Raw genomic sequence first — 21,474 nt, forward strand, 5'->3', positions numbered from 1 at the left:
CGCGCGGCCGAGGAGCGGCGGCCGGACGCCTTCTCCCGGCCCCCAGGGCCTCCGCCGCTCTGATCGGCCGGACACGTCCTAGTGCTCGATGATCTCGCCGTCGCTCAGTTCGAGGACGCGGTCGGCCAGGCCGAGGAGCTGGGAGTCGTGGGTGGCGACCAGGGCCGTGCAGCCCTCGCTGCGGACCACGGCGCGCAGCAGCTGCATGACCGCGAGGCCGGTCTCGGCGTCCAGCTGTCCGGTCGGCTCGTCGGCTATCAGCAGCGCGGGACGGTTGGCGAGGGCGCGGGCGATGGCGACCCGCTGCTGCTGGCCGCCGGAGAGCTCGCCGGGGCGCTGGGCGGCGTGGTCGGCGAGTCCCACCAGGGCGAGCAGCAGGGCGACGCGCTCCTCGCGCTCCTTGGGGTCGGCCTTGCGCAGCCGCATCGGCACGCCGACGTTCTCGGCGGCGGACAGGATCGGTATCAGTCCGAAGGACTGGAAGATGAAGCCGATCTTGTCGCGGCGCAGCTCCAGGAGTCCTTCCTCGCCCAGCTCGGCGAGGTCGACGCCGTCGATGACGATGCGGCCCCCGTCGGCGCTGTCGAGGCCGCCGACCAGGTTGAGCAGCGTGGTCTTGCCGGAGCCGGAGCGGCCCTTGAGGGCGATCAGCTCGCCGCGCGGGATGCCGAAGGAGACCCCGCGCAGGGCGTGCACGGCGGCGTCGCCCGTCCCGTACGAGCGGCGCAGGTCCTCCACCCGGACCATCGGCGTGCCCGCCGGGTCCTCGATGACGGCCGTGCCGGTCCGCGCATTGCTCTCACTCACCGTGAAACCCCCCTGGTTCGAACGTGTGCGCCGCCAGTATGTGCCGATCACCAGGACCTGTGCCAGACCTGTGGACGAGCACCTGTGGACAACGCGCGATGGGCCGCTTCCCGATCGGGAAGCGGCCCATCTGTCGAGGTTCTGAGAACTCGGCGGAACTCGACGGAACCCGGCCGAGCTCAGCCGGAGGTCAGCAGGTCAGCGGATCTCGGAGATCTCCGGTCCGCGCTGGAGCTGGCCCATGCCGCCGGAGAACCGGGAGCCGGCCTGGTCCTCCTGCTGCACGCCGTCCGGCACCATCTGGGCGTCGTTGGGCAGCTTGAGGACGATCGGGTCGCGCGGGGCCATCGGGCCCTCGCCGCGGACGACCACGGTGTCGCGCACGATCTGCTCCAGGAGGCCGGCGGCCTCGGGCTGCACGGCGCCCTGCCCGGAGATCACACCGCGCAGGAACCAGCGCGGGCCGTCGACACCCACGAAGCGCACCAGCTGGACGCCCCGGTTGCCGTCGGGCAGCTGCACCGGGACCTGCGCGCGCAGCTCCCAGCCCAGCGGGCCCTCGATCTCCTCGATGACGCCGCCCTGCTGGGTGATGCCCTCGGCGATCTCGTCGCGGACCTCGCCCCAGATGCCTTCCTTCTTGGGCGCGGCGAACGCCTGCAGCTGGACGGCGCTGTCGCGGAGCACGACGGTGGCCGCGACGATCGCGTCGCCCGCCACCTCCACGCGCAGCTCCATGCCCTCGACGCCGGGCACGTAGAGGCCGCCGAGGTCCACTCGGCCCTCCTCCGGCTTGCCGACCTCGGAGATGTCCCAGGGCCCGTCGGGCCGCGGCGCCGGCGGAAGGTTCACCCGGCGCGACTCATCGGCCGCGTCATCGGTGTCGACGGCATCGACGACCTGCTCGGCCTCGCCCGCTGCGTCAGCGGTACCGCTCTTCTTGCGACGTCCGAACACGTCACTGTCCTTCCCGGTCGGATACGACCGAAGCGTATCGATTCCCACCCGTTGTGCCGTCCACGGCGGCATGGCCGCCGGTGGACCCGAAGCCCCCCTCGGCCCGCGCGGAGCCGGGAAGCTCCGCCACCTCGTGGAAGCGCACCTTCTCGACCTGCTGGACGACCAGCTGGGCAATCCGGTCGAATCGTTCGAACCGCACGCTCTCGCGCGGGTCGAGATTGACCACGATCACCTTGATCTCTCCACGGTACCCGGCATCGACCGTCCCCGGGGCATTCACGAGGGCGACGCCGCAGCGGGCGGCGAGGCCCGAGCGCGGGTGGACGAAGGCGGCGTAGCCGTCGGGGAGGGCGATGGAGACCCCGGTGGGCAGCACGGCCCGCTCTCCCGGGGCGAGCTCGGCGGCCTCGGTGGTCACCAGGTCGGCGCCGGCGTCGCCGGGGTGGCCGTAGGCCGGGATCGGCACGTCCGGGTCGAGCCGGCGGATGAGTACGTCGACGGGATTGCGCATCAGGGGTTCACCTCGAAGGCGCGGGCGCGCCTGACCTGGTCGGGGTCGGACATGGCGGCCTGGATCTCCTCCGGGCGGCCGTTGTCGATGAAGTGGTCGACCTTGACCTCGATGAAGAGGGCGTCGGCGCGGACGGCGACGGGGCCCTCGGGCCCGCCGATCCGGCCGACGGCGGTCGAGTAGATCTTGCGGCCGTGCACGGCGGTGACCTCGGCCTCCAGGTGGAGCACGGTGCCGACCGGGACGGGCCGGGCGAAGTCGGTCTCCAGGCGTCCGGTCACGGCGATGACGCGGAGCAGCCAGTTCAGGGAGCCGATGGTCTCGTCGAGCGCGGTGGCGAGGACGCCGCCGTGGGCGAGACCGGGCGCGCCCTGGTGGTCGGCGGTCACGGTGAACTCGGCGGTGACGGTCACGCCCTCGCCCGCGCGGGCCTCCAGGTGGAGGCCGTGGGGCTGCCCGCCGCCGCACCCGAAGCAGTACGCGTAGTGAGCGCCGAGGAGCTCGCCGGGGGCGGGCGCGTCGGGGTGGCGTACCGGCGCTATGGCGTCGGCCGGCGGGGTGAGAGCGGGGGATGTTCCTGTCACAGGCGCAGACCTTACCCGCGCGGCCGGGCGCGGGTCGCGCCGTGCCAAGCTTGGACGCATGCAGCAGCCTTCCGCACCGTCCCCCGAACAGCCCGCCGCACAGTCCGCCGCACAGTCCGCCGCACAGTCCGCCGCGCCGAGCTTCGACGAGCGCCTGACCGCGCCACGCTCGTGGTGGCTGATCGCGGGTCTGTTCGGCCTGTCCGGGGCCCTGGTCATGTTCCCGCTGGGTCCGGTGCCGACGCTGGCCGGTTTCATCGTGGTGGCGGCGCTGGCCTCGGCGGCGGTCTCCTCGTACGGCTCGGCCCGTGTGCGGGTGGTGGCCGGCTCGCTGGTCGCCGGGGACGCGCGGATTCCGGTGTCGGCGCTCGGGGCGCCGGAGGTGCTCGACGCCGAGGAGGCGCGCGCCTGGCGCACGTACAAGGCCGATCCGCGCGCCTTCATGCTGATGCGCAGCTATGTGCCGCAGGCGGTACGGATCGAGGTGACGGACCCGGCGGACCCGACGCCGTACGTCTATCTGTCCAGCCGGAACCCGGAGGGCCTCGTGACGGCCCTGGAGTCGGCCCGCGCCGAGAACGCGTAAGGGCCCCGCCGGGATCCCGCCGGGACCTGCCCGCGGCGCGCGTCAGCCCCGTGAGGGCCCTCAGGGGCCCTTCAGGGGCTAGAAGTCGATCTCCTTGGGGTTCTGCGGCTGCTCCAGCGGGGGCAGCTCCGGAAGGGCGTCCCAGGGGATCTGGCGGGCGCGCAGGTCCTTGCGGATGTGTCCGGCGACCTTCCTGGTGTCGCGCCGGTTCATGACGGCGCCGACGGCCGCGCCCACCATGAACGGGGTGAGGTTCGGCAGGTTGCGCACCATGCGCTTCATGATCTGCTGGCGCAGTTCGCGCTTGAGCTGGCCGCCGAGGGCCGCGTTGACGGTGGTGGGCCTGGTGGGGTCGATGCCGCGTTCCTCCGCCCAGGAGGTCAGGTACGCGGTCGAGCGCTGGGCCAGCGTGCCGGGCGGCCGGAGGCCGTAGACCTCGTGCAGCTCGGCGATGAGCTTGAGCTCGACTGCGGCGACGCCGGTGATCTCCGCGGCCAGCTCGGCGGGCATCGCGGGCGGTACGGGCAGCATCGCGGCGGCGCCGATGCCGGCACCGACGGTGGCGCTGGCGTTGGCCGCGCCGAGGACGAGCTTGTCGGCGAGCTGTTCCGGGCCGAGCCCGGGGAACTGCCGGCGCAGGGTGGGCAGGTCCCGTACGGGCACGCGCGGGGCGAGCTCGATGAGCCGGTCCGCGAGATAGCCGAGGCCGGCCCTGGCGCCCTGACCGCCGCGCTTGACCCCGCGCCGCACTGCTTCGATGCGGGCGTTGTCGAGCTTGATGCGGTCGAGCTGGACGCGCGCGGGGTTGGCCACGCGCCTCAGGACACCGCCCTTGCGGGCCTTGGGGGCCTCAGGGGCGTCGTCCGGACGGTCCGGGACGGGCCACGGGTCGGCCCGGTCGACGGCGTCCGCTGCTTCGAGCGAGGCCGGATGGCCTCGCTCGTCGTCACGTGCGCCAGGTGTGGGCAGGTGGGCGGAGTACTCGGCGGAGGGTGCGTCCTGGACGTCCTCTGCCGAGCCTGAGCCGCCCTGGTACGTCTCCGGCCTCCCGGGGAGCCGGAGCCGTCGCTTCCGAGACGGTCGAGACGGTGTGTCGCCTGCCACGGCCGCTCGATCTCAGTCGCAGTCGCGGCAGATCGGCTGGCCGTTCTTCTCCCGAGCCAGCTGGCTGCGGTGGTGCACGAGGAAGCAGCTCATGCAGGTGAACTCGTCAGCCTGCTTGGGCAGCACTCGGACCGCCAGCTCCTCGTTCGAGAGATCGGCGCCCGGGAGCTCCAGGCCCTCGGCGGCCTCGAACTCGTCGACGTCGACGGTCGAGGTCGACTTGTCGTTGCGCCGGGCCTTCAGTTCTTCAAGGCTGTCCGAGTCGACGTCGTCGTCGGTCTTGCGTGGGGTGTCGTAATCCGTTGCCATGTCGCTCTCCCCCTCTGGGTGGTTTGCGGTGTCTCCAGCGCACGTAACGCGTGAGAGGCCGGACTTGTGCCCGACCCGAGGCGGAGATTTTGCCTCACATCAAGGTCTGTTACTCAATCGACACCCAATCCGCCCTCTCACGAGTGATCGGCTTTGGGTGACGAACCGGACCGTACACGGTCCGTCGGCCCTCCTTCGCGGGTGCCACCCCGTGTACTTCCCGTCATTCGGACCCCCGGAAACCCGGACTTTTCCGGCTTTTCCTAGAGAATTCGCGATCACGGAGAGTGGAGGACCGGACACTCAATCCTGTGATCGATCACACAGGATCGTCTCAGGAATGAGAACCGGAAATTTAGCCCAAGGCGAACAAATCCGGTCGGCACATGCAGTGTAGCTAGACGGGCAGGGTGACCCTCATCACGAGGCCTCCACCCTCACGGGGCTCGGCGATGATACGGCCGCCGTGGGCGCGCGCGACGGAGCGCGCGATCGAGAGTCCGAGGCCGACGCCCTTGTCACTGCCGGTGCGCTCCTGGCGGAGACGCCGGAATGGCTCGAAAAGGTTGTCGATCTCGTACGCGGGGACCACGGGCCCGGTGTTGGACACCTCCAGGACGGCCTGGCCGTTCTCCGTCGAGGTGAGGACCTCGACCCAGCCGCCCTCCGGGACGTTGTACCGGACGGCGTTCTGCACGAGGTTCAGCGCGATCCGTTCGAGCAGCACACCGTTGCCCTGGACCACGGCGGGGGCCCGCTCGCCGCGGAACTCCACGCCCTTGGCGTCGGCCTCGGCGTGCACCTGGTCCACGGCCCGGGAGGCGACCTCGGCGAGGTCGACCGGTTTTCGCTCGACGATCTCGTTGTCGCTGCGGGCGAGGAGCAGCAGGCCCTCGACGAGCTGCTCGCTGCGCTCGTTGGTGGCGAGCAGGGTCTTGCCGAGCTGCTGGAGCTCCATCGGCGCCCCGGGGTCCGACAGCTGGACCTCCAGGAGCGTGCGGTTGATCGCCAGCGGCGTGCGCAGCTCGTGCGAGGCGTTCGCGACGAACCGCTGCTGGGCGCTGAAGGCTCGCTCCAGGCGCTCCAGCATCTCGTCGAAGGTGTCCGCGAGCTCCTTGAGCTCGTCGTCCGGGCCGTCCAGCTCGATCCGCCGGGACAGATCGGAACCGGCCACCTGGCGGGCGGTCCGGGTGATCCGGCCGAGCGGGGAGAGCACCCGGCCGGCCATCGCGTAACCGAAGGCGAAGGCGATGATGCTCAGGCCTAGCAGGGCGAACAGCGAGCGGCGCAGCAGGTCGTCCAGGGCGAGGTCGCTCTGGTGCCGCAGACATATCGAGGCGGCGTTGTTGATCTGCTCGCCGGTGGACTTGTCGGGCAGGTTGCACCAGTCGGTGGTGGCCGTGACCGTGCCGCTGACCACCTTGAAGGGCAGCTCGGAGGTGCTCTCCCGCAGGGCCTGCGCGGTGAACAGGTAGATGATCGCGAGCAGCAGGATGCCGGCGATCAGGAACATCCCGCCGTAGAGCAGCGTGAGCCTTATCCGGATGGTCGGACGCAGCAGCGGGCGGACCGGGTCACGGGGGTCCCAGGTCGGTTTCGGGGGCGCGTGCAGGGGCGCCGGGGACTGGGCCATCGGGTCAGATCCGGTATCCCGAGCCGGGGACGGTGACGATGACCGGGGGCTCGCCCAGCTTGCGGCGCAGCGTCATCACGGTGACGCGGACCACGTTGGTGAACGGGTCGGTGTTCTCGTCCCACGCCTTCTCCAGGAGCTGCTCGGCCGAGACGACCGCGCCCTCGCTGCGCATCAGGACCTCCAGGACGGCGAACTCCTTGGGCGCCAGCTGCACCTCCTTGCCGTCGCGGAAGACCTCGCGGCGGTTGGGGTCGAGCTTGATGCCGGCACGCTCCAGGACGGGCGGGAGCGGGACGCTGGTGCGCCGGCCCAGGGCGCGGACGCGCGCGATGAGCTCGGTGAAGGCGAAGGGCTTGGGGAGGTAGTCGTCGGCGCCCAGTTCCAGGCCCTCGACGCGGTCGCTGACGTCGCCGGAGGCCGTGAGCATCAGGACCCGGGTGGGCATGCCGAGCTCGACGATCTTGCGGCAGACGTCGTCGCCGTGGACCAGCGGGAGGTCACGGTCGAGGACGACGACGTCGTAGTCGTTCACCCCGACGCGCTCCAGGGCGGCGGCGCCGTCGTACACGACGTCGACCGCCATGGCCTCACGGCGCAGGCCGGTCGCCACCGCATCCGCGAGCAGCTGCTCGTCCTCGACGACGAGTACGCGCACGTCTGTAGATCCTTTCCTGGGCCCCGGTCCTTGAGGTCTGGACGCGGACGGGCGGTTTCACGCACTGACTGTGCGTGTCCATCCTGCCCCGAACGCGCGTAAACCGGCTGTAAGACGGCGGTGTACGGCTTCCGCGAGCGGCCGCGGGACAGGCGGCCGGGGGCGCGCTCCGAAGAATTCACCTGATTCGCGGGCCAGTTGAGGTTTCCCCGCGAAAGGCGTTGGGGAGGACGACTAGCAACCCCGCGATCACGCCCCGTGGACGGCCTGCCGTCCACCACTCTCTGTCCCCCAGAGGTTGCGGTGCGTGGTCCACCCACCCCGGGCACTCTTCGTGCCACGACCCACGACGAGGGGGCGCACGATGGACGCTTTCACCGCAGGGCTGCTGCACCGCATCAGGACCACGCAGTCCGACCTCACGCGCGCTCGTGAGGCGGGCGACGACTTCCTGGTGGAGGTCGAGCTGGCCGAGCTTGACGACCTGCACCGCCTGGCCGCCGAACACGGCGTGGAGGTCGGCGCGGCCAGCGCCTGACCCACCGCAACGCACGCGGGCGGGCCCCGGGAGTCACCGAGACTCCCGGGGCCCGCCCGCGTTCCGTGCGCTTCCCGGCCCTGAGGGCCGCGCTGCGGCCCTCGCGCCCGCTCAGTCGTGCCAGGCCCCGGCTTCCTCCAGGAACTCCTGCAGCACCCCGAACAGGCCCGCGGAGGCGGCGAGCGCCAGCTCGCCCGACGGCGGCTCGCCGGGGCGGCCGCCGGTCAGGCCGCCGGCCTCGCGGGCGATCAGGTCGCCCGCCGCGAGGTCCCAGGGGTTGAGGCCGCGCTCGTAGTAGGCGTCGAGGCGGCCCGCCGCGACGTCGCAGAGGTCGATGGCGGCCGAGCCGGCCCGGCGGATGTCGCGGACCTGCGGGAGCAGGCGCTGGGCGACGTCGGCCTGGTGGGCACGACGGGCCTGGATGTAGCCGAAGCCGGTGGCGACGAGGGCCTGGCCGAGCTCCGGCGAGGGGCGCGTGGCCAGCCGGCGGTCGCCGAGCCAGGCGCCGCCGCCGAGGACCGCGTGGAAGGTCTCGCCGCGCATCGGCACCTCGACGACGCCGACGACGGTCTCGCCGTCCCGCTCGGCGGCGATGGAGACGGACCAGGTCGGCAGCCCGTAGAGGTAGTTCACGGTGCCGTCGAGCGGGTCGATCACCCAGCGCACCCCGCTGGTGCCCTCGGTGGCCGCGCCCTCCTCGCCGAGGAAGCCGTCGTGCGGGCGGCGCTCGGCGAGGAAGCCCGTGATGAGCTTCTCGGCGGCGATGTCCATCTCGGTGACCACGTCGATGGCGCTCGACTTGGTCTTGGCCACGGCCAGGTCGTCGGGCCGCCCGTCGCGCAGCAGCGCGCCGGCGTGGCGCCCGGCCGCCAGGGCCAGGTCGAGGAGTTCCTGCAGCAGGGGATCGGTCACGAGGTCTCCTTGGGCGTACGGAACCTGCGGATCAGGGGGGGGGCGGATCAGGCGTACGGGCTGTCGGCGCCGGCCGCGGCCGGGCGCTCCGCGCGGGCCGGGCAGCAGCCGATCGGGCAGAGGTCGTGGGAGGGCCCGAGCGCGCCGAGTGCGCAGCGCTCGACCCGCTGCCCGCGCTCGCCGGCGGCGCGCTCCAGGACGAGCTCGCGCACGGCCGCGGCGAACCGCGGGTCGGCCCCGACGGTGGCCGAGCGCCGTACCGGGAGCCCGAGTTCGGCCGCCTTGGCGGTGGCCTCGGTGTCGAGGTCGTACAGGACCTCCATGTGGTCCGAGACGAAGCCGATCGGCACCATGACGACGGCCGGTGCCCCGGCGCCGTGCAGCTCCTCCAGGTGGTCGCAGATGTCGGGTTCCAGCCACGGGATGTGCGGGGCGCCGCTGCGGGACTGGTAGACGAGCTGCCAGGGGTGGTCGGCGCCGGTCTCCTCGCGGACCGCGTCGGCGATCAGCCGGGCGACGTCGAGGTGCTGCTTCACGTAGGCGCCGCCCTCGCCGTGGTCGGCGAGGGGCCCGGAGGCGTCGGCGGCGGACTCGGGGATGGAGTGCGTGGTGAAGGCCAGGTGGGCGCCGTCCCGGACGGACTCGTCGAGCTCGGCGAGGGAGGCGAGGACGCCCTCGACCATGGGCCGGACGAAGCCGGGGTGGTTGAAGTAGTGCCGCAGCTTGTCGACGCGCGGCAGCGGCAGCCCCTCCGCCTCCAGCTCGGCGAGGGAGTCGGCCAGGTTCTCGCGGTACTGCCGGCAGCCGGAGTAGGAGGCGTACGCGCTGGTGGCGAGGACGGCGATGTGGCGGCGGCCGTCGGTGACCATCTCGCGCAGGGTGTCGGTGAGGTACGGCGCCCAGTTCCGGTTGCCCCAGTAGACCGGCAGGTCGAGGCCGGCCGCGGCGAAGTCGGCGCGCAGCGCGTCGAGCAGGGCTCGGTTCTGGCCGTTGATGGGGCTGACGCCGCCGAAGAGGAAGTAGTGCCGGCCCACTTCCTTCAGCCGTTCCTTGGGGATGCCGCGGCCGCGGGTCACGTTCTCCAGGAACGGGACCACGTCGTCGGGGCCCTCGGGGCCGCCGAAGGAGAGCAGCAGCAGGGCGTCGTACGGGGCGGGATCGAGCTCGTCGGACATGGCACCGATCCTCCCACCCGGCTCTGACGGCCGGGGGCGCGGCCCGACCGAAAAAGGCGAGTGACCAAATCAGTTCAACACCGTAGGCTTTAGCTATTAATTACACGAGCCACGGAAGCCCGGAGATCCACTTGCCCAGTCCCTATCGCGCGATCTTCGCGGCACCCGGCACCCGGTCCTTCTCCGTCGCCGGCTTCCTCGGCCGGATGCCGCTGTCCATGATGGGCATCGGCATCGTCACGATGATCTCCCAGGTCACCGGGCGGTACGGGCTGGCCGGCGCGCTCTCCGCGACCCTCGCCATGTCCGCCGCCGTGCTCGGCCCGCAGATATCCCGACTGGTCGACCGGCACGGCCAGCGCCGGGTGCTGCGCCCGGCGACGCTGATCTCGCTGGTGGCCGCCGCCGGCCTGCTCCTGTGCGTGAAGTTCGAGGCACCGGACTGGACGCTGTTCGTGTTCACGGCCTTCGTCGGCTGCGTGCCGAGCCTCGGCGCGATGACCCGCGCCCGCTGGGCGAACATCTACCGGGGCGAGGCCCGGCAGCTGCACACCGCGTATTCGTGGGAGTCGATCGTCGACGAGGTGTGCTTCATCTTCGGCCCGATCATCTCCATCGGCCTGTCCACCGTCTGGTTCCCGGAGGCCGGTCCGCTGCTGGCCGGCGTCTTCCTCGCCATCGGCGTCTTCTGGCTGACCGCGCAGCGCGCCACCGAGCCCGCCCCGCACCCGCACGCGGCGCAGGCGGGCGGCTCCGCGCTGCGCTCCCCCGGCCTGCAGATCCTCACCCTCGCCTTCGTGGCCACCGGCGCCGTCTTCGGCTCGGTCGACGTCGTGACGGTCGCCTTCGCCGAGGAGCAGGGCCACAAGGCCGCGGCAAGCCTGGTTCTGGCCGTCTACGCGCTCGGTTCCTGTGTCGCCGGCGCCGTCTTCGGGCTGCTGCACCTCAAGGGCGAGCCGTCGCGGCGCTGGCTCGTGGGGGTCTGCGCGATGGCCGTGAGTATGATCCCCCTCCTACTGGCCGGGAACCTGCCGTTGCTGGCCGTGGCGCTCTTTGTCGCGGGCCTGTCCATCGCGCCGACGATGGTGACCACGATGGCCCTCGTCGAAGCGCACGTACCGCAGACCAAGCTGACCGAGGGCATGACCTGGACGGGTACCGGGCTGGCGATCGGTGTGGCGCTCGGCTCCTCGGCCGCCGGCTGGGTGGTCGACGCGTCCGGGGCGGAGTCGGGGTACGTGGTGCCCGTGCTGTCGGGTGCGCTCGCGGTCGCGGTGGCCCTCCTCGGCCACCGCCGGCTGAGCGCGCCGGCGCCGACGCGGGAGGGGCAGCGTGAGCAGGACGAGCACACAGGGGTCGGGGAGCGCCGGGACGACGGGCAGCCCGTGGCGTAACTGGGCGGGGAACGTCACCTCCCGCCCGGTGCGGGAGGTCAGCCCGGCGTCCGCCGAGGAGGTGGCCGACGCGGTGCGCAGGGCCGCCGAGGACGGCCTCCCGGTGAAGACGGTGGGCACCGGACACTCCTTCACCTCGATCGCCGCCACGGACGGCGTGCTCATCCGGCCGGGACTGCTCACCGGCATCCGCCGGATCGACCGCGAGGCGATGACCGTGACCGTGGAGTCCGGCACCCCGCTCAAGCGGCTCAACGTGGCGCTGGCCCGCGAGGGCCTCTCGCTCACGAACATGGGCGACATCATGGAGCAGACGGTCGCCGGCGCCACCTCCACGGGCACCCACGGCACCGGCCGCGACTCGGCCTCCATCGCCGCCCAGATCCGCGCGCTGGAACTGGTCACCGCCGACGGCCGCCTGATGACCTGCTCGAAGACGGGGACCGAAGAGGAACGCGCGGTCTTCGCCGCGGCCCGGATCGGCCTGGGCGCGCTCGGCGTGGTCACCGCGATCACCTTCGCCGTCGAACCGGTCTTCCTGCTCACCGCGCGCGAGGAGCCGATGTCCTTCGACCGGGTGACCTCGGAGTTCGACGCGCTGCACGCGGAGAACGAGCACTTCGAGTTCTACTGGTTCCCGCACACCGACAACTGCAACACCAAGCGCAACAACCGCAGCCAGGGCCCCGCCGCCCCGGTCGGCAGGATCGGCGGCTGGTTCGAGGACGAGTTCCTCTCCAACGGCGTCTTCCGGGTCGCCTGCGCGCTCGGCCGCGCGGTGCCGCCGGTCGTCCCGTCGCTGGCCAGGATCTCCAGCCGGGCGCTGTCGGCCCGTACGTACACGGACATCGCGTACAAGGTCTTCACCTCGCCGCGCCGGGTGCGCTTCCTGGAGATGGAGTACGCGCTGCCGCGGGCGGCGGCGGTCCCGGCGCTGCGCGAGCTCAAGGCGATGATCGAACGCTCGCCGCTGAAGGTGAGCTTCCCGGTGGAGGTGCGCACGGCGCCGGCCGACGACATCACGCTGTCCACGGCCTCGGAGCGGGAGACCGCGTACATCGCGGTGCACCTCTACAGGGGCACGCCCCACCACGGCTACTTCACCGCGGTCGAGCGGATCATGACCGGGCACGGCGGGCGGCCGCACTGGGGCAAGGTGCACACCAGGGACGCGGGCTACTTCGCGAAGGTCTACCCGCGCTTCGCCGAGTTCACGGCGCTGCGGGACCGGCTGGACCCGGAGCGGCGCTTCGGCAACGACTATCTGCGGCGGGTACTGGGCGACTGACGGGTCATCCGGCGCTCGCGCCGCCCGCGGCGGGCGGCGACACGGGCGCGGTGGCGGGCGGCGTGGCCGGCGGGGTGGCCGGGGGCTCGGCCGTCGGAGTGCCGCCGGGGTCGTCGGTGGGGTCGGCGGAGCCCGTGGGCGCGGGCGTCGCGGTGCCGGTGCCGGTGCGGGTGGGGTCGGGGGTGGCCGTGCCGGTGCCACCGCCGCCCGGGGAGTCGCCCGGGGTCGGCGTCGCCGCGCCGCCGCGTTCGCGCTGGGGCGTCGCGGGCTCGTCGGCGGCACGGTCGCCGCCGCGGACCGCCGACCCGAAGGTCGTACTGCCCTGCGTGCCGCTGAAGTCCTGACCGGAGGTCAGCTCGTACGCGGTGATGCCGCCCATCGCGAGGAGGAAGACCGCGGCGGCGCCGAGGGCGGGGCGCTTCCAGCCGCGCATCCGGGTGCCGTGGGTGGTGGCCTCGCCGAACTCCCCGACCGCCTGGGGGCGGGCCGGCTGCTTCGGCTGCGCGGCGACCTCGCGCATCTGCTCGCCGGTGCGCTTGAAGAGGTGCTGGAGGACCGGGCCGCCACAGGTGGCGATGACACTGATCACGCCGGCGCCGAGGATGGTGCCGTAGACGCCGAGGCTGGAGGCGAGCTTGGCGGCGGCCACGGCGGCGACCGCGCTGCCCGCGACTTGAGGGACGCTCAGGTCGAACCGTTTCTTCACTTCCGTGTCTCCAGCCCCTGCTTGTCCATCTGTTCCCACGTGTGTTCCCACGTGCACCCAGAAGGGACAAATAGGCGAAGGGATTAGTTCCGTTTCCGGTGGTTCTGTGAAGAGCGACACTCGGCGGGCGAGAACTCCCAGACTCAACTCCCGTACGTCCCGAGAAGTTGGGCGGCGCGCCGGTCCACCCAGGTGGCCCGAATGGAGTACTGTGGCGAGCCCTGGGTCCGGATCCCCTCACGGGTGTCCGGAATCGACGGAAGGGGGCCGAAGGTGGCACTCGAACCGGCGGCGCCGCGGCACCGCACGGCGACCCGCGACTCAGCGTGACGATCCGTCACTCTGCGTCGTGAACTGGTAACCGTGCCATAACGGCGTTCCAGGGTCCAGGCCCGACACGCCGGGCAACTCGGCAGGGTTGTGGCAGGCTGCACCCGGGCAGGCCACACTCGACTAGCGGAAGCAGCGACGCACGTGACGTCGGCAGGCACCACCCGGGAGGTTCCCATGCCCGAACTGCGTGTCGTGGCCGTCTCGAACGACGGCACACGACTGGTGCTGAAGGCTGCGGACAGCACGGAGTACACGCTTCCGATCGACGAGCGGCTGCGGGCAGCGGTGCGCAACGACCGCGCCCGGCTCGGCCAGATCGAGATCGAGGTGGAGAGCCACCTCCGCCCCCGCGACATCCAGGCCCGGATACGTGCCGGTGCCTCCGCCGAGGAGGTCGCGCAGCTCGCCGGCATCCCCGTCGACCGGGTGCGCCGCTTCGAGGGCCCGGTGCTCGCGGAGCGCGCGTTCATGGCCGAGCGCGCCCGGAAGACCCCCGTGCGCCGGCCGGGCGAGAACACCGGTCCGCAGCTCGGCGAGGCGGTGCAGGAGCGACTGCTGCTGCGCGGCGCCGAGAAGGACACCGTGCAGTGGGACTCCTGGCGCCGGGACGACGGCACCTGGGAGGTGCTGCTCGTCTACCGGGTGGCCGGCGAGGTGCACACGGCGAGCTGGACGTACGACCCGCCGCGGCGGCTCGTCCAGGCCGTCGACGACGAGGCCCGCGCGCTGATCGGCGAGACCGACGACACGCTGGCCGCCGTGCCGGAGCCGAGCTTCCCCTTCGTCCCGCGGATCGCCCGGCTCCCCCGCGACCGGCCGCTGGACCGCGCGCTCGACCGCCAGATCGACCGGACACCCGCCCCGGCGCCCGAGCCCGAGGAGGAGCGCGACTCGCTCACCAGCCTCCTGGAGGCCGTGCCGAGCTTCCGCGGCGACATGGTCGTGCCGGAGCAGCCCGGCGGCGAGCCCTCCGACGAGGTCGAGGCCGAGGAGCCCCCGGCCCCGGCGGCCTCGGCGGGCGCGGGCTCCGCGTACGCGGACGTCCTCATGCCGCGCGCGGTCTCGGGCCACCGCGACCGGCTGCACGGTGCCACCGACCGCCAGGCCGAGGCGGACGGCGTCCGACCGGGCCGCCGCGCGGCGGTCCCCAGCTGGGACGAGATCGTCTTCGGCACGCGCCGCAAGAAGCAGGAGTAGCCCCGGCAGCCGTACGAGGAGGGGCCCGCGCCACACCGGTGGCGCGGGCCCCTCCGTCGTGTCCGGCTATCCCCGGTCCGGCCCCTTGGCCACCGGGCGGCCGGGGTCGGCGGACCACTCGGACCAGGAGCCCGCGTAGAGGGCGGCGGGGAAGCCGGCGAGCTCCAGGGCGAGCACCTCGTGGGCGCCGGAGACGCCGGAGCCGCAGTAGACCGCGACCTCGGGCGCCTCGGCCGCGCCCAGGGCGGTGAAACGGCCGGTCAGCTCCGCGGCCGGCAGGAAGCGCCCGTCCGGGCCCACGTTCTCGGTCGTCGGCGCCGAGACCGCGCCCGGGATGTGGCCGCCGACCGGGTCGATGGGCTCCACGTCACCGCGGTAGCGCTCCGCGGCCCGCGCGTCCAGGAGCAGGCCCGAGCGGGCCAGGGCGGCCGCGCCGTCCGCGTCGAGCAGTGCGAGGGGGCCGGCGTCCGGCTCCGGCGTGAAGTCGCCCGGCGCGGGCGCCGGCGTTTCCCGGGACAGCTCACCCGTCCAGGCGGCGAGACCGCCGTCGAGGACCCGCACGTTCGGGTGACCCGCCCAGCGCAGCAGCCACCACGCGCGGGCCGCGCCCCAGCCGAGGCCGCCGTCGTAGACGACGACCGGGGTGTCCGCGCGGACACCGGCACGGCGCATCGCCGCGCCGAAGGCCTCCGGGTCGGGCAGCGGGTGCCGGCCGCCCTTCCCGGGCGGGCCCGCCAGCTCGGTGTCCAGGTCGACGTAGACGGCGCCGGGAAGGTGTCCGGCCGCGTACTCGGGGCCGCCGGGCGGGCCGCCGAGGGTCCAGCGGACGTCCAGCAGGACCGGGGGCGCCACCCCTGCCGACTCGCTCAAGAGTTCGGTTGCGGAGATGATGGGCTTCATAGGTGCCATCCTCGCTCAGCGCCCGGGGGCGCGTGGCCGGCTTCGGGGTGCGAACATCGGCGAGGGGCGAACCACCACCGCATGTGTACGGAGGGCCCGCGGCGGGCAGTGACCGGCCGGGGAGCTTCGTACGGCCCGCCGGCCCCACCTCGTACGGCCACTGGCGAGGAGAGAGTGACGATGACCGAGGCGACTCGGCGTACACCGGGCACACCCTGTTGGGTGAGCTTGATGGTGCATGGACTTGACGCGACGCGGGAGTTCTACGCGGAGCTGTTCGGCTGGGAGTTCGAGCCGGGCCCGCAGCAGCTCGGCCCCTACGTCCGCGCGCTGCTCGACGGCGAGGAGGTGGCCGGGATCGGCCAGCTGCCGCCGGACCGGCACCTGCCGATCGCCTGGACCCCCTATCTCGCGACCGGCGACGCCGACGAGACGGCGGAGACCATCCGCTGCTGCGGCGGCACGGTCGCGGTCGGCCCGCTGGACGCGGGCGAGGCCGGCCGCCTGGTGATCTGCGCGGACCCGGCCGGCGCCGTCTTCGGCGTCTGGCAGGCCGAGGCCCACCACGGCACGGCGGCCGCCGGACCGGCCGGGACGCCCGTCTGGAACGAACTGCTGACGTACGAGACGGCCTCGGTCGGCAAGTTCTACGGGTCGGTCTTCGACTACGCGGTGGAGCCCCTCGTCTCCGCCGACTTCGACTACCTGACCCTGCACCTCGACGGCCGCCCGGTCGCCTCCCTGCACGGGGTGGGCACCGCGCTGCCCCGGGACCGGGGCGCGCACTGGATGACGTACTTCGAGGTCGACGACGTGGACGCGTCCGCCCGCCTGGTCACGGACCTCGGCGGCCAGGTGGTCCGCCCGCCGCGCGAGGGCACGGCGGGGCGGCTCGCCCTGGTGTCGGACCCGGAGGGCGCTGTCTTCACCCTCGTACGGTCGGTCAACCGCGGCGGCGGCTCCTAGGACCGCACCGGAACGGGAAGCTCCAGCTCCGCGAGGCGCTCTTCAGGGAAGTGGAGCGCGGCCGCCGGGCCGGTGGCGTGCTCCGTGACGTACCGCAGCGTCTCGGCCCGCAGTCCCGGGTGCGCGGTCGGCCGCATGCAGTAGCCGACCGCCCGGAGCAGCGGCGCCAGGGTGTCGGGCGCGGCGCCGGGGACGCGGGGCTCCGCGTCGCCCTCCAGGTCGGGCACGAGGTGGTCGACGACGGTGAGCGGGACGCGGTTGCTGTTCTCGTACGGGGTGAGGCGGGCGAGGACGGTGCCGGTGCCGACGCGCGCGATGGGCACGCCGAAGTAGACGGCGGCCGTGAGCATGGCGGTGGAGAAGCAGCCGACGACGAGCTCGGGACGGCAGCGCTCGTAGAAGGTCTCGGCGAGCAGCGGCCCGTCCAGGACGGTGAGCGTGACGCCGGCCCGGGCGGCCTCCTCGTGCAGCGCGGTCGAGTAGCTGGCCGGCGCGGTCGGGTGCGGCTTGAAGACGATCGAGGTGTGACCGGCCGCTGCGGCCCCGCGCAACATCCTGACGTGCAGATCCTCTTCCTCCTCGACGGTGAGGATGCCGAGGACGGCGAGGTACTGGCCGAGCAGCAGCGCGCCGGGCGCGGTGGCGGCCGCCTGATCGAGCAGCGCCGCCTGCGCCGAGTCGGCCGCGGCGTCGGCGATCTCGCGCAGCACCGCGCGGAAGGCGTCGTCGGGGACGAGTTCGGCGCCGACGCCGTACTCGGTGAGCAGCATCGGGCGCAGTCCGGGCACCAGGTCGAGGTGGAGGACGCGGCGGACCCGGCAGGCGATCGACTGGGGCAGCTCGTCGCGGGTGGGGCCGTAGCTCATCAGGCCGTCGGCGTAGACGTGGACGGCGCTCTCGGCGAAGACGGCGGCCAGCGCCTTGGCGGGGTTGACCTGGATGGACTCGACGACCACCTCGACGGTGGCGGTGCCGAGGCCCCAGGCGGTGCGGAAGACCCGCTGCCAGAGCGGCGCCTCCTCCGGGCGGGGCGACCAGGAGCTGGGGTGGTGCGGGTGGACGGCCTCGTTCCAGTCGACGACCTGGTCGAAGCGGCGCGCGATCCGGTCGTAGCCGGTCATCGAGGCGAGGCGGACGGCGGTCTCGGGGATCTCGGCGTTGTTCGAGACGAGGAGGAGGCGGCGGGCGTGGCCGGGGCCGCCGAACTGTCCCGCGTCGATCGCGGCGGCCGCGGTGGCGGCTCCGTAGAGCGTCGACACCTGGAAGATCTGGACGCGCTCGCGTTCCGTGGTCGGCATGCTCAGGCGGCCTTTCCGGTGTCGCGCAGGCTCTTCAGGAGGGTGCTGCGGGTGGTGTCCATGGTCGCGAGGGTCTCGTCGAGGACGGCCTGCGGCATCCGGCGCAGCGCGTCGGCGACGTCGCGCCGCAGCCGCTTGGCCACGGCCGGCTCGTACTGGTCGGCCTTCGCCATGTGGAAGGCGATCATGGCGCAGTAGGTGCGGACGGCCTTGGGCAGGAAGCGGTCGGCGTCGCGGTCCCGGGAGACCTCGTCGAGCAGCAGGTCGTAGGAGGGGATGAAGTCCAGCTGCCGGTTGTCGGTGATCTGCGTCAGCGAGGTGGTGACACCGCGCCGGTAGAAGACGCCGTGCAGGGAGAGCGCGGCGTAGGAGCGGGCGTTGAGGTGCAGACGCCAGATCCAGAGCCGGTCCTCGGCGGTGCGCAGCTTCGTCTCGAAGCGCGAGGCGCCGTTCTCGAAGAGCCGGGCGCTGTAGATGCCGAAGGGGACGAAGGGGTAGTCGACCATCGTCACCATGCTGGCCGGGGCGATGCCGTCCCGGGGGTCCATGACGGTGTCGCGTTCCTTCGCCGGGGCGTAGCGGATCTGCCGGTTCCGGTCGGTCGACAGGACGTGGTCGGTGCGCGCGAAGTCGCAGCCCAGGCGGTGGATGCCGTCGACCATTGCGCGCAGATGACCGGGTGCGTACCAGTCGTCGCCGTCGAGGAAGGTGAGGTAGTCGCCGGTCGCCGCGTCGATGCCGGTGTTACGGGCCTGGGCGACGCCGAGGTTGGTCTCGTGGCGGATCACCGTGGCCTGCGGGATGCGGTCCTTCCAGCGGTCCAGGAAGTCCGGGGTGTCGTCCGTGGAGTGGTCGTCGACCAGCAGGAACTCGATGTCCGTGTCCGGGTCCGCGTTGTCGGCGAGGCTGCGCAGGGTGTCGGGGGCGTAGGGCCCGACATTGTGGAAGGGCACGATGACGGACAGTTTCGGCACTCGGAAATCCCCAACTCGCATACGGGTACTGGCGGGCAGACTAGACAGCGCTCTTCTCCGTTGAACGAGCCGCGGCTGCACGAACGGTGAACTCTTGCCGTCCTGCGGGTTCACGGGAGTGGCGGCGGCGTCGGTGGAGCGCCGCGGTGGCGAGCAGCGCCACGAGGGCGGCCGCGCCGGCCGCGCCACCGAGCTCGACGCCCGGCGGCCGGAAGGAGCAGGTCACGGAGGTGGCCTTGCCGTCGAGGGGGACGGCGAGCAGGCCGAGGCGGTCGCGCGCGGGCGCGAGGGGCGCGTCGCCGGCCGCGCAGCGCCAGCCGGAGATCCGCGGGACGGCGACGACGGCGGTGCCGGTGCTGCCCGGGGGCAGCTGCGCGGTGATCGTGTGGCCGGTGGTGCGGACGTCGGTGGCGCCGGTGGCGGTGAGCTGCGCGACGGCGGCGGTGAGGCGGGCGGTGACCAGGCAGCCGACCGGGTGCTCGGGGAGCCTGAGCCGGGGCAGGGCCTTGGGCTCGGGGCGCAGGTCGATGCGGACGGTGCCGTCGGCCGGGGTGGTGCCGAGCGGCTGCATGGGGCCGAGGACGGCGGGCAGCTTGCCGGTGAAGCCGGTTGCGGTCCGTCCGTGGAGGGCGGCGGTGCCCTGGTACTCGGGCGCCCACAGCCACACCTGGGAGCCGGCCGGGCAGGCGGCGGTGAGGGTGGCGGTGCCGTCGGCGGCGCCGGTACGGCGCGGGGCGGCCGGGACGTCGTACACGTGGTGGCCGAGGAGCTGTTCCTGGCGGGTGAAGGCCGAGTCGGCGGGCCGCTCGTCGCCCTGCGGACGGACCGTGACGAGCGGCGGTACGGGGGTGTCGGAGACGGTGATGGCGGCCTCGGGCAGCCGGTCCGGGGCGAGCGGGGCCGTGGGCGTGGAGCGCATCCGGGTGCCGATGGAGAAGATCGCGTCGGTGACCGGGTTGTCCAGGCTGACCGGGTGCCGGCCCTTGGCGTAGTAGCCGAAGCCGAGGTCGGCGAGGAGGCGGGAGTACGTGTCCGCGGTGAGGCTGCTGTAGTAGTCGGCGCCCTCGCCGCCGACGAGGAGCACGTCGTTGCCGCCGGGGACCTCGCCGGGGTCGGTGCGGTGGCGCGGCCAGGCGTCCTTGGCGGCGACCTCGCGGGTCATGTCGGTGTGCCAGGGGCCGATCCGGGGTGCCCAGGAGACCTCGCCGAGCTGCTGTTCCTCGATGCGCTTGCCGGTGACCAGGGTCTCGCCGGCCTGGGCGGCGAGGAGGAGCACGACGGCGAGGAGCGGGAGCAGCCGGCCGCCGCGGCGCCGGCCGAGAGCGGCGAAGAGCGCGGCGAGCACGGCCAGGACGGCGGCCGCGGCGACGGCGGGGTAGGTCCAGCGGTCGATGTCGACGCTGTCCTCGGCCGCCCGCGAGACGAACGCGACCAGTCCGGCGCCGCCGAGCAGCGCGCAGATCCCGGGCAGGCCCCGGGCGACGGAGAGCCAGGCGGCCATCAGCAGCAGCCCGCACAGCACGAAGGTCTGACGGTAGGGGATGCCGTTGGGAGAGGCCCCGGCGTGCCAGAGGAGATGGGTCGGCTCCCACTGGAGGGAGAGCGCGACCAGGACTACGGCCGCGGTCCAGCCGGCCCGGACCCGGACGGCCACCGCGCTGTTGAACGGCAGGGTGAGCGCGAGGGCGAGCGCGGGCGTGCCGATGAAGAGGGCGGGGGTGGCCACGCTCGCGGTGGCCGGCAGGAAGCGAGCGAGGACGTCGGTCCAGACGGCCGGCTCGAACGCGGTCGGCGGCGTCGGGTCGGCGACCTTGGTGGCCAGGAAGATGACGGTGACCAGCGGGGCGGCGAGCCCGATGCCGATGAGGACGGTACGGGCGGCGCGCAGCAGCCCGGCCAGGCGCGGGCGTCGCCCGGGGGCGTGCTCGATGCCGCTGCCGGTGTCGTCGGCCGTGAGGAGGCGGACGACGAGGACGGCGGCGGCGCCGAGGGTCGCCATGTACGCGGTGTAGAAGTTGGCGAACCAGGCGAAGGCGACGACCAGCGGCCCGAGGACCGGCCGGCGTCCCTTCCGGGCCCACTCCCCCACCAGGCAGAGCAGCGGGAAGGCGACCAGCCCGTCGAGCCACATCGGCACGGTGGCCCCGTAGTTGAAGGTCCAGCCGGACAGGGCGTACGCGGTGCCGAGCACGGCCGCGACCGGCCAGGGCCCGCGCCGCAGCGTGAGCAGCAGGGCCGCCATCGCCGCGCCCGCGGTGGAGATCTTGGCGGCGGTGATCACGTACAGCGCGAGTTCGGTGCGGTCGGCCGGGAAGAGGACGACGAGCAGGTCGAAGGGGCTGCTCAGATATGTGCCGAAGTCGCCCAGGAAGTTGGATCCAAAACCCGATGTCCAGTTGAGGAAGAGATCGCCGTGGGCCTGTCCGAGGAGCAGCTTGCGCCAGTAGGCGTGGTACGGGAGGTACTGCTGGCCCAGGTCGACGATGTTCCGGGTCCGGGGGCCGAACGGGTAGCTCCCGGCGAGCCGGCCGGCGAGACAGAACAGCAGGCCGGTGAGCGCGGCCGCGCCGGCCGCCGCCCGCAGTCGCGGCCGGGACGGCCGGGACGGGGAGGGCTCGGTCTCGGCTGCGGGTGGCACACG

At 73.1% G+C, this 21,474-nt stretch carries 21 protein-coding genes; 6 read left to right on the top strand and 15 right to left on the bottom strand.

Annotation, left to right across the window (positions count from 1 at the left end):
- Window positions 1-78: 78 nt before the first annotated feature.
- The 4 genes from ACFYU9_RS29440 to ACFYU9_RS29455 form a co-directional block, all read right to left on the bottom strand.
- Window positions 79-747, bottom strand: a complete 669-nt coding sequence (locus tag ACFYU9_RS29440; RefSeq protein WP_389346778.1) for an ABC transporter ATP-binding protein — start codon at window positions 745-747, stop codon at window positions 79-81.
- 258 nt (window positions 748-1,005) lie between these two features.
- Window positions 1,006-1,764 (bottom strand): DUF3710 domain-containing protein, encoded by a 759-nt coding sequence (locus tag ACFYU9_RS29445; RefSeq protein WP_389207801.1) that lies wholly within the window; start codon window positions 1,762-1,764, stop codon window positions 1,006-1,008.
- A 1-nt stretch (window position 1,765) separates the two neighbouring features.
- Window positions 1,766-2,278: a dUTP diphosphatase gene (gene dut, locus ACFYU9_RS29450; RefSeq protein WP_356691268.1), complete on the bottom strand. Its 513-nt coding sequence runs from the start codon at window positions 2,276-2,278 to the stop codon at window positions 1,766-1,768.
- The gene (locus tag ACFYU9_RS29455) at window positions 2,278-2,862 is read right to left on the bottom strand and encodes a PaaI family thioesterase (protein WP_389207803.1); all 585 of its coding nucleotides are present in this window, start codon (window positions 2,860-2,862) and stop codon (window positions 2,278-2,280) included. Before ACFYU9_RS29455 ends, dut begins: the two co-directional genes overlap by 1 nt.
- Before the next feature lie 58 nt (window positions 2,863-2,920).
- Here ACFYU9_RS29455 and ACFYU9_RS29460 point away from each other — a divergent pair, with 58 nt between their 5' ends.
- A complete protein-coding gene (locus ACFYU9_RS29460; RefSeq protein WP_389346675.1) occupies window positions 2,921-3,448 on the top strand; it encodes a DUF3093 domain-containing protein in 528 nt (175 codons plus the stop codon).
- A gap of 78 nt (window positions 3,449-3,526) precedes the next feature.
- Here ACFYU9_RS29460 and ACFYU9_RS29465 read toward each other — a convergent pair whose 3' ends face one another.
- From ACFYU9_RS29465 to ACFYU9_RS29480, 4 genes are all read right to left on the bottom strand, one after another.
- On the bottom strand, window positions 3,527-4,552 hold the full coding sequence (locus tag ACFYU9_RS29465; protein WP_389207807.1) for a hypothetical protein: 1,026 nt from the start codon (window positions 4,550-4,552) through the stop codon (window positions 3,527-3,529).
- Between the two features lie 12 nt (window positions 4,553-4,564).
- A complete protein-coding gene (locus tag ACFYU9_RS29470) occupies window positions 4,565-4,861 on the bottom strand; it encodes a DUF4193 domain-containing protein (protein WP_003955561.1) in 297 nt (98 codons plus the stop codon).
- Window positions 4,862-5,258: 397 nt separating this feature from the next.
- Window positions 5,259-6,494, bottom strand: coding sequence for a sensor histidine kinase (locus tag ACFYU9_RS29475; RefSeq protein ID WP_389207809.1), 1,236 nt, complete (start codon window positions 6,492-6,494; stop codon window positions 5,259-5,261).
- Window positions 6,495-6,498: 4 nt separating this feature from the next.
- Window positions 6,499-7,152: a response regulator transcription factor gene (locus tag ACFYU9_RS29480; RefSeq protein ID WP_389207811.1), complete on the bottom strand. Its 654-nt coding sequence runs from the start codon at window positions 7,150-7,152 to the stop codon at window positions 6,499-6,501.
- 364 nt (window positions 7,153-7,516) lie between these two features.
- Here ACFYU9_RS29480 and ACFYU9_RS29485 point away from each other — a divergent pair, with 364 nt between their 5' ends.
- Window positions 7,517-7,690 (top strand): hypothetical protein, encoded by a 174-nt coding sequence (locus ACFYU9_RS29485; protein ID WP_389207813.1) that lies wholly within the window; start codon window positions 7,517-7,519, stop codon window positions 7,688-7,690.
- A gap of 111 nt (window positions 7,691-7,801) precedes the next feature.
- On the opposite strand, the gene ACFYU9_RS29490 is transcribed toward ACFYU9_RS29485, so the two are convergent.
- Window positions 7,802-8,602, bottom strand: coding sequence for an inositol monophosphatase family protein (locus ACFYU9_RS29490; RefSeq protein WP_389207815.1), 801 nt, complete (start codon window positions 8,600-8,602; stop codon window positions 7,802-7,804).
- A 47-nt stretch (window positions 8,603-8,649) separates the two neighbouring features.
- Window positions 8,650-9,777, bottom strand: coding sequence for a ferrochelatase (locus ACFYU9_RS29495; protein ID WP_389207817.1), 1,128 nt, complete (start codon window positions 9,775-9,777; stop codon window positions 8,650-8,652).
- Window positions 9,778-9,908: 131 nt separating this feature from the next.
- Here ACFYU9_RS29495 and ACFYU9_RS29500 point away from each other — a divergent pair, with 131 nt between their 5' ends.
- Window positions 9,909-11,171 carry an MFS transporter gene (locus ACFYU9_RS29500; protein ID WP_389207818.1) on the top strand — a complete coding sequence of 421 codons (1,263 nt, stop codon included), beginning with the start codon at window positions 9,909-9,911 and terminating at the stop codon, window positions 11,169-11,171.
- Complete coding sequence (locus tag ACFYU9_RS29505) at window positions 11,110-12,459, top strand: D-arabinono-1,4-lactone oxidase (RefSeq protein ID WP_389207820.1); 1,350 nt, start codon at window positions 11,110-11,112, stop codon at window positions 12,457-12,459. The genes ACFYU9_RS29500 and ACFYU9_RS29505 overlap by 62 nt, the downstream gene beginning before the upstream one ends.
- Before the next feature lie 4 nt (window positions 12,460-12,463).
- Here ACFYU9_RS29505 and ACFYU9_RS29510 read toward each other — a convergent pair whose 3' ends face one another.
- Window positions 12,464-13,165 (bottom strand): hypothetical protein, encoded by a 702-nt coding sequence (locus ACFYU9_RS29510; RefSeq protein ID WP_389207822.1) that lies wholly within the window; start codon window positions 13,163-13,165, stop codon window positions 12,464-12,466.
- Between the two features lie 474 nt (window positions 13,166-13,639).
- Between ACFYU9_RS29510 and sepH the strand changes: the two genes are divergently transcribed.
- Window positions 13,640-14,695 (top strand): septation protein SepH, encoded by a 1,056-nt coding sequence (gene sepH / locus ACFYU9_RS29515; protein ID WP_389207824.1) that lies wholly within the window; start codon window positions 13,640-13,642, stop codon window positions 14,693-14,695.
- Window positions 14,696-14,761: 66 nt separating this feature from the next.
- Here sepH and ACFYU9_RS29520 read toward each other — a convergent pair whose 3' ends face one another.
- Window positions 14,762-15,595 carry a sulfurtransferase gene (locus ACFYU9_RS29520; protein ID WP_389207826.1) on the bottom strand — a complete coding sequence of 278 codons (834 nt, stop codon included), beginning with the start codon at window positions 15,593-15,595 and terminating at the stop codon, window positions 14,762-14,764.
- Between the two features lie 180 nt (window positions 15,596-15,775).
- Here ACFYU9_RS29520 and ACFYU9_RS29525 point away from each other — a divergent pair, with 180 nt between their 5' ends.
- Entirely contained in the window at window positions 15,776-16,561 is a 786-nt protein-coding gene (locus ACFYU9_RS29525) for a VOC family protein (protein ID WP_389207827.1), read from the top strand.
- Here ACFYU9_RS29525 and ACFYU9_RS29530 read toward each other — a convergent pair.
- Genes ACFYU9_RS29530 through ACFYU9_RS29540 form a run of 3 tightly spaced genes read right to left on the bottom strand, consistent with a single transcriptional unit; the run spans window position 16,558 to window position 21,471 of the window.
- Entirely contained in the window at window positions 16,558-17,859 is a 1,302-nt protein-coding gene (locus ACFYU9_RS29530; RefSeq protein ID WP_389207829.1) for a polysialyltransferase family glycosyltransferase, read from the bottom strand. The genes ACFYU9_RS29525 and ACFYU9_RS29530 overlap by 4 nt on opposite strands.
- 2 nt (window positions 17,860-17,861) lie before the next feature.
- A complete protein-coding gene (locus ACFYU9_RS29535) occupies window positions 17,862-18,833 on the bottom strand; it encodes a glycosyltransferase family 2 protein (RefSeq protein WP_389207831.1) in 972 nt (323 codons plus the stop codon).
- A gap of 40 nt (window positions 18,834-18,873) precedes the next feature.
- Window positions 18,874-21,471, bottom strand: coding sequence for a YfhO family protein (locus ACFYU9_RS29540; protein ID WP_389207833.1), 2,598 nt, complete (start codon window positions 21,469-21,471; stop codon window positions 18,874-18,876).
- Window positions 21,472-21,474 lie beyond the last annotated feature (3 nt).

This window comes from Streptomyces sp. NPDC004327, from assembly GCF_042873935.1.
Classification (GTDB): Bacteria; Actinomycetota; Actinomycetes; order Streptomycetales; family Streptomycetaceae; genus Streptomyces.

What these genes read in the sequence shown, in the direction of transcription:
- ACFYU9_RS29440 (WP_389346778.1), bottom strand. Translation starts at nt 747, where the DNA reads ATGGTCCGGGTGGAGGACCTGCGCCGCTCGTACGGGACGGGCGACGCC.
- dut (WP_356691268.1), bottom strand. Translation starts at nt 2,278, where the DNA reads ATGCGCAATCCCGTCGACGTACTCATCCGCCGGCTCGACCCGGACGTG.
- ACFYU9_RS29460 (WP_389346675.1), top strand. Translation starts at nt 2,921, where the DNA reads ATGCAGCAGCCTTCCGCACCGTCCCCCGAACAGCCCGCCGCACAGTCC.
- ACFYU9_RS29470 (WP_003955561.1), bottom strand. Translation starts at nt 4,861, where the DNA reads ATGGCAACGGATTACGACACCCCACGCAAGACCGACGACGACGTCGAC.
- ACFYU9_RS29475 (WP_389207809.1), bottom strand. Translation starts at nt 6,494, where the DNA reads ATGGCCCAGTCCCCGGCGCCCCTGCACGCGCCCCCGAAACCGACCTGG.
- ACFYU9_RS29485 (WP_389207813.1), top strand. Translation starts at nt 7,517, where the DNA reads ATGGACGCTTTCACCGCAGGGCTGCTGCACCGCATCAGGACCACGCAG.
- ACFYU9_RS29495 (WP_389207817.1), bottom strand. Translation starts at nt 9,777, where the DNA reads ATGTCCGACGAGCTCGATCCCGCCCCGTACGACGCCCTGCTGCTGCTC.
- ACFYU9_RS29520 (WP_389207826.1), bottom strand. Translation starts at nt 15,595, where the DNA reads ATGAAGCCCATCATCTCCGCAACCGAACTCTTGAGCGAGTCGGCAGGG.
- ACFYU9_RS29525 (WP_389207827.1), top strand. Translation starts at nt 15,776, where the DNA reads ATGACCGAGGCGACTCGGCGTACACCGGGCACACCCTGTTGGGTGAGC.
- ACFYU9_RS29530 (WP_389207829.1), bottom strand. Translation starts at nt 17,859, where the DNA reads ATGCCGACCACGGAACGCGAGCGCGTCCAGATCTTCCAGGTGTCGACG.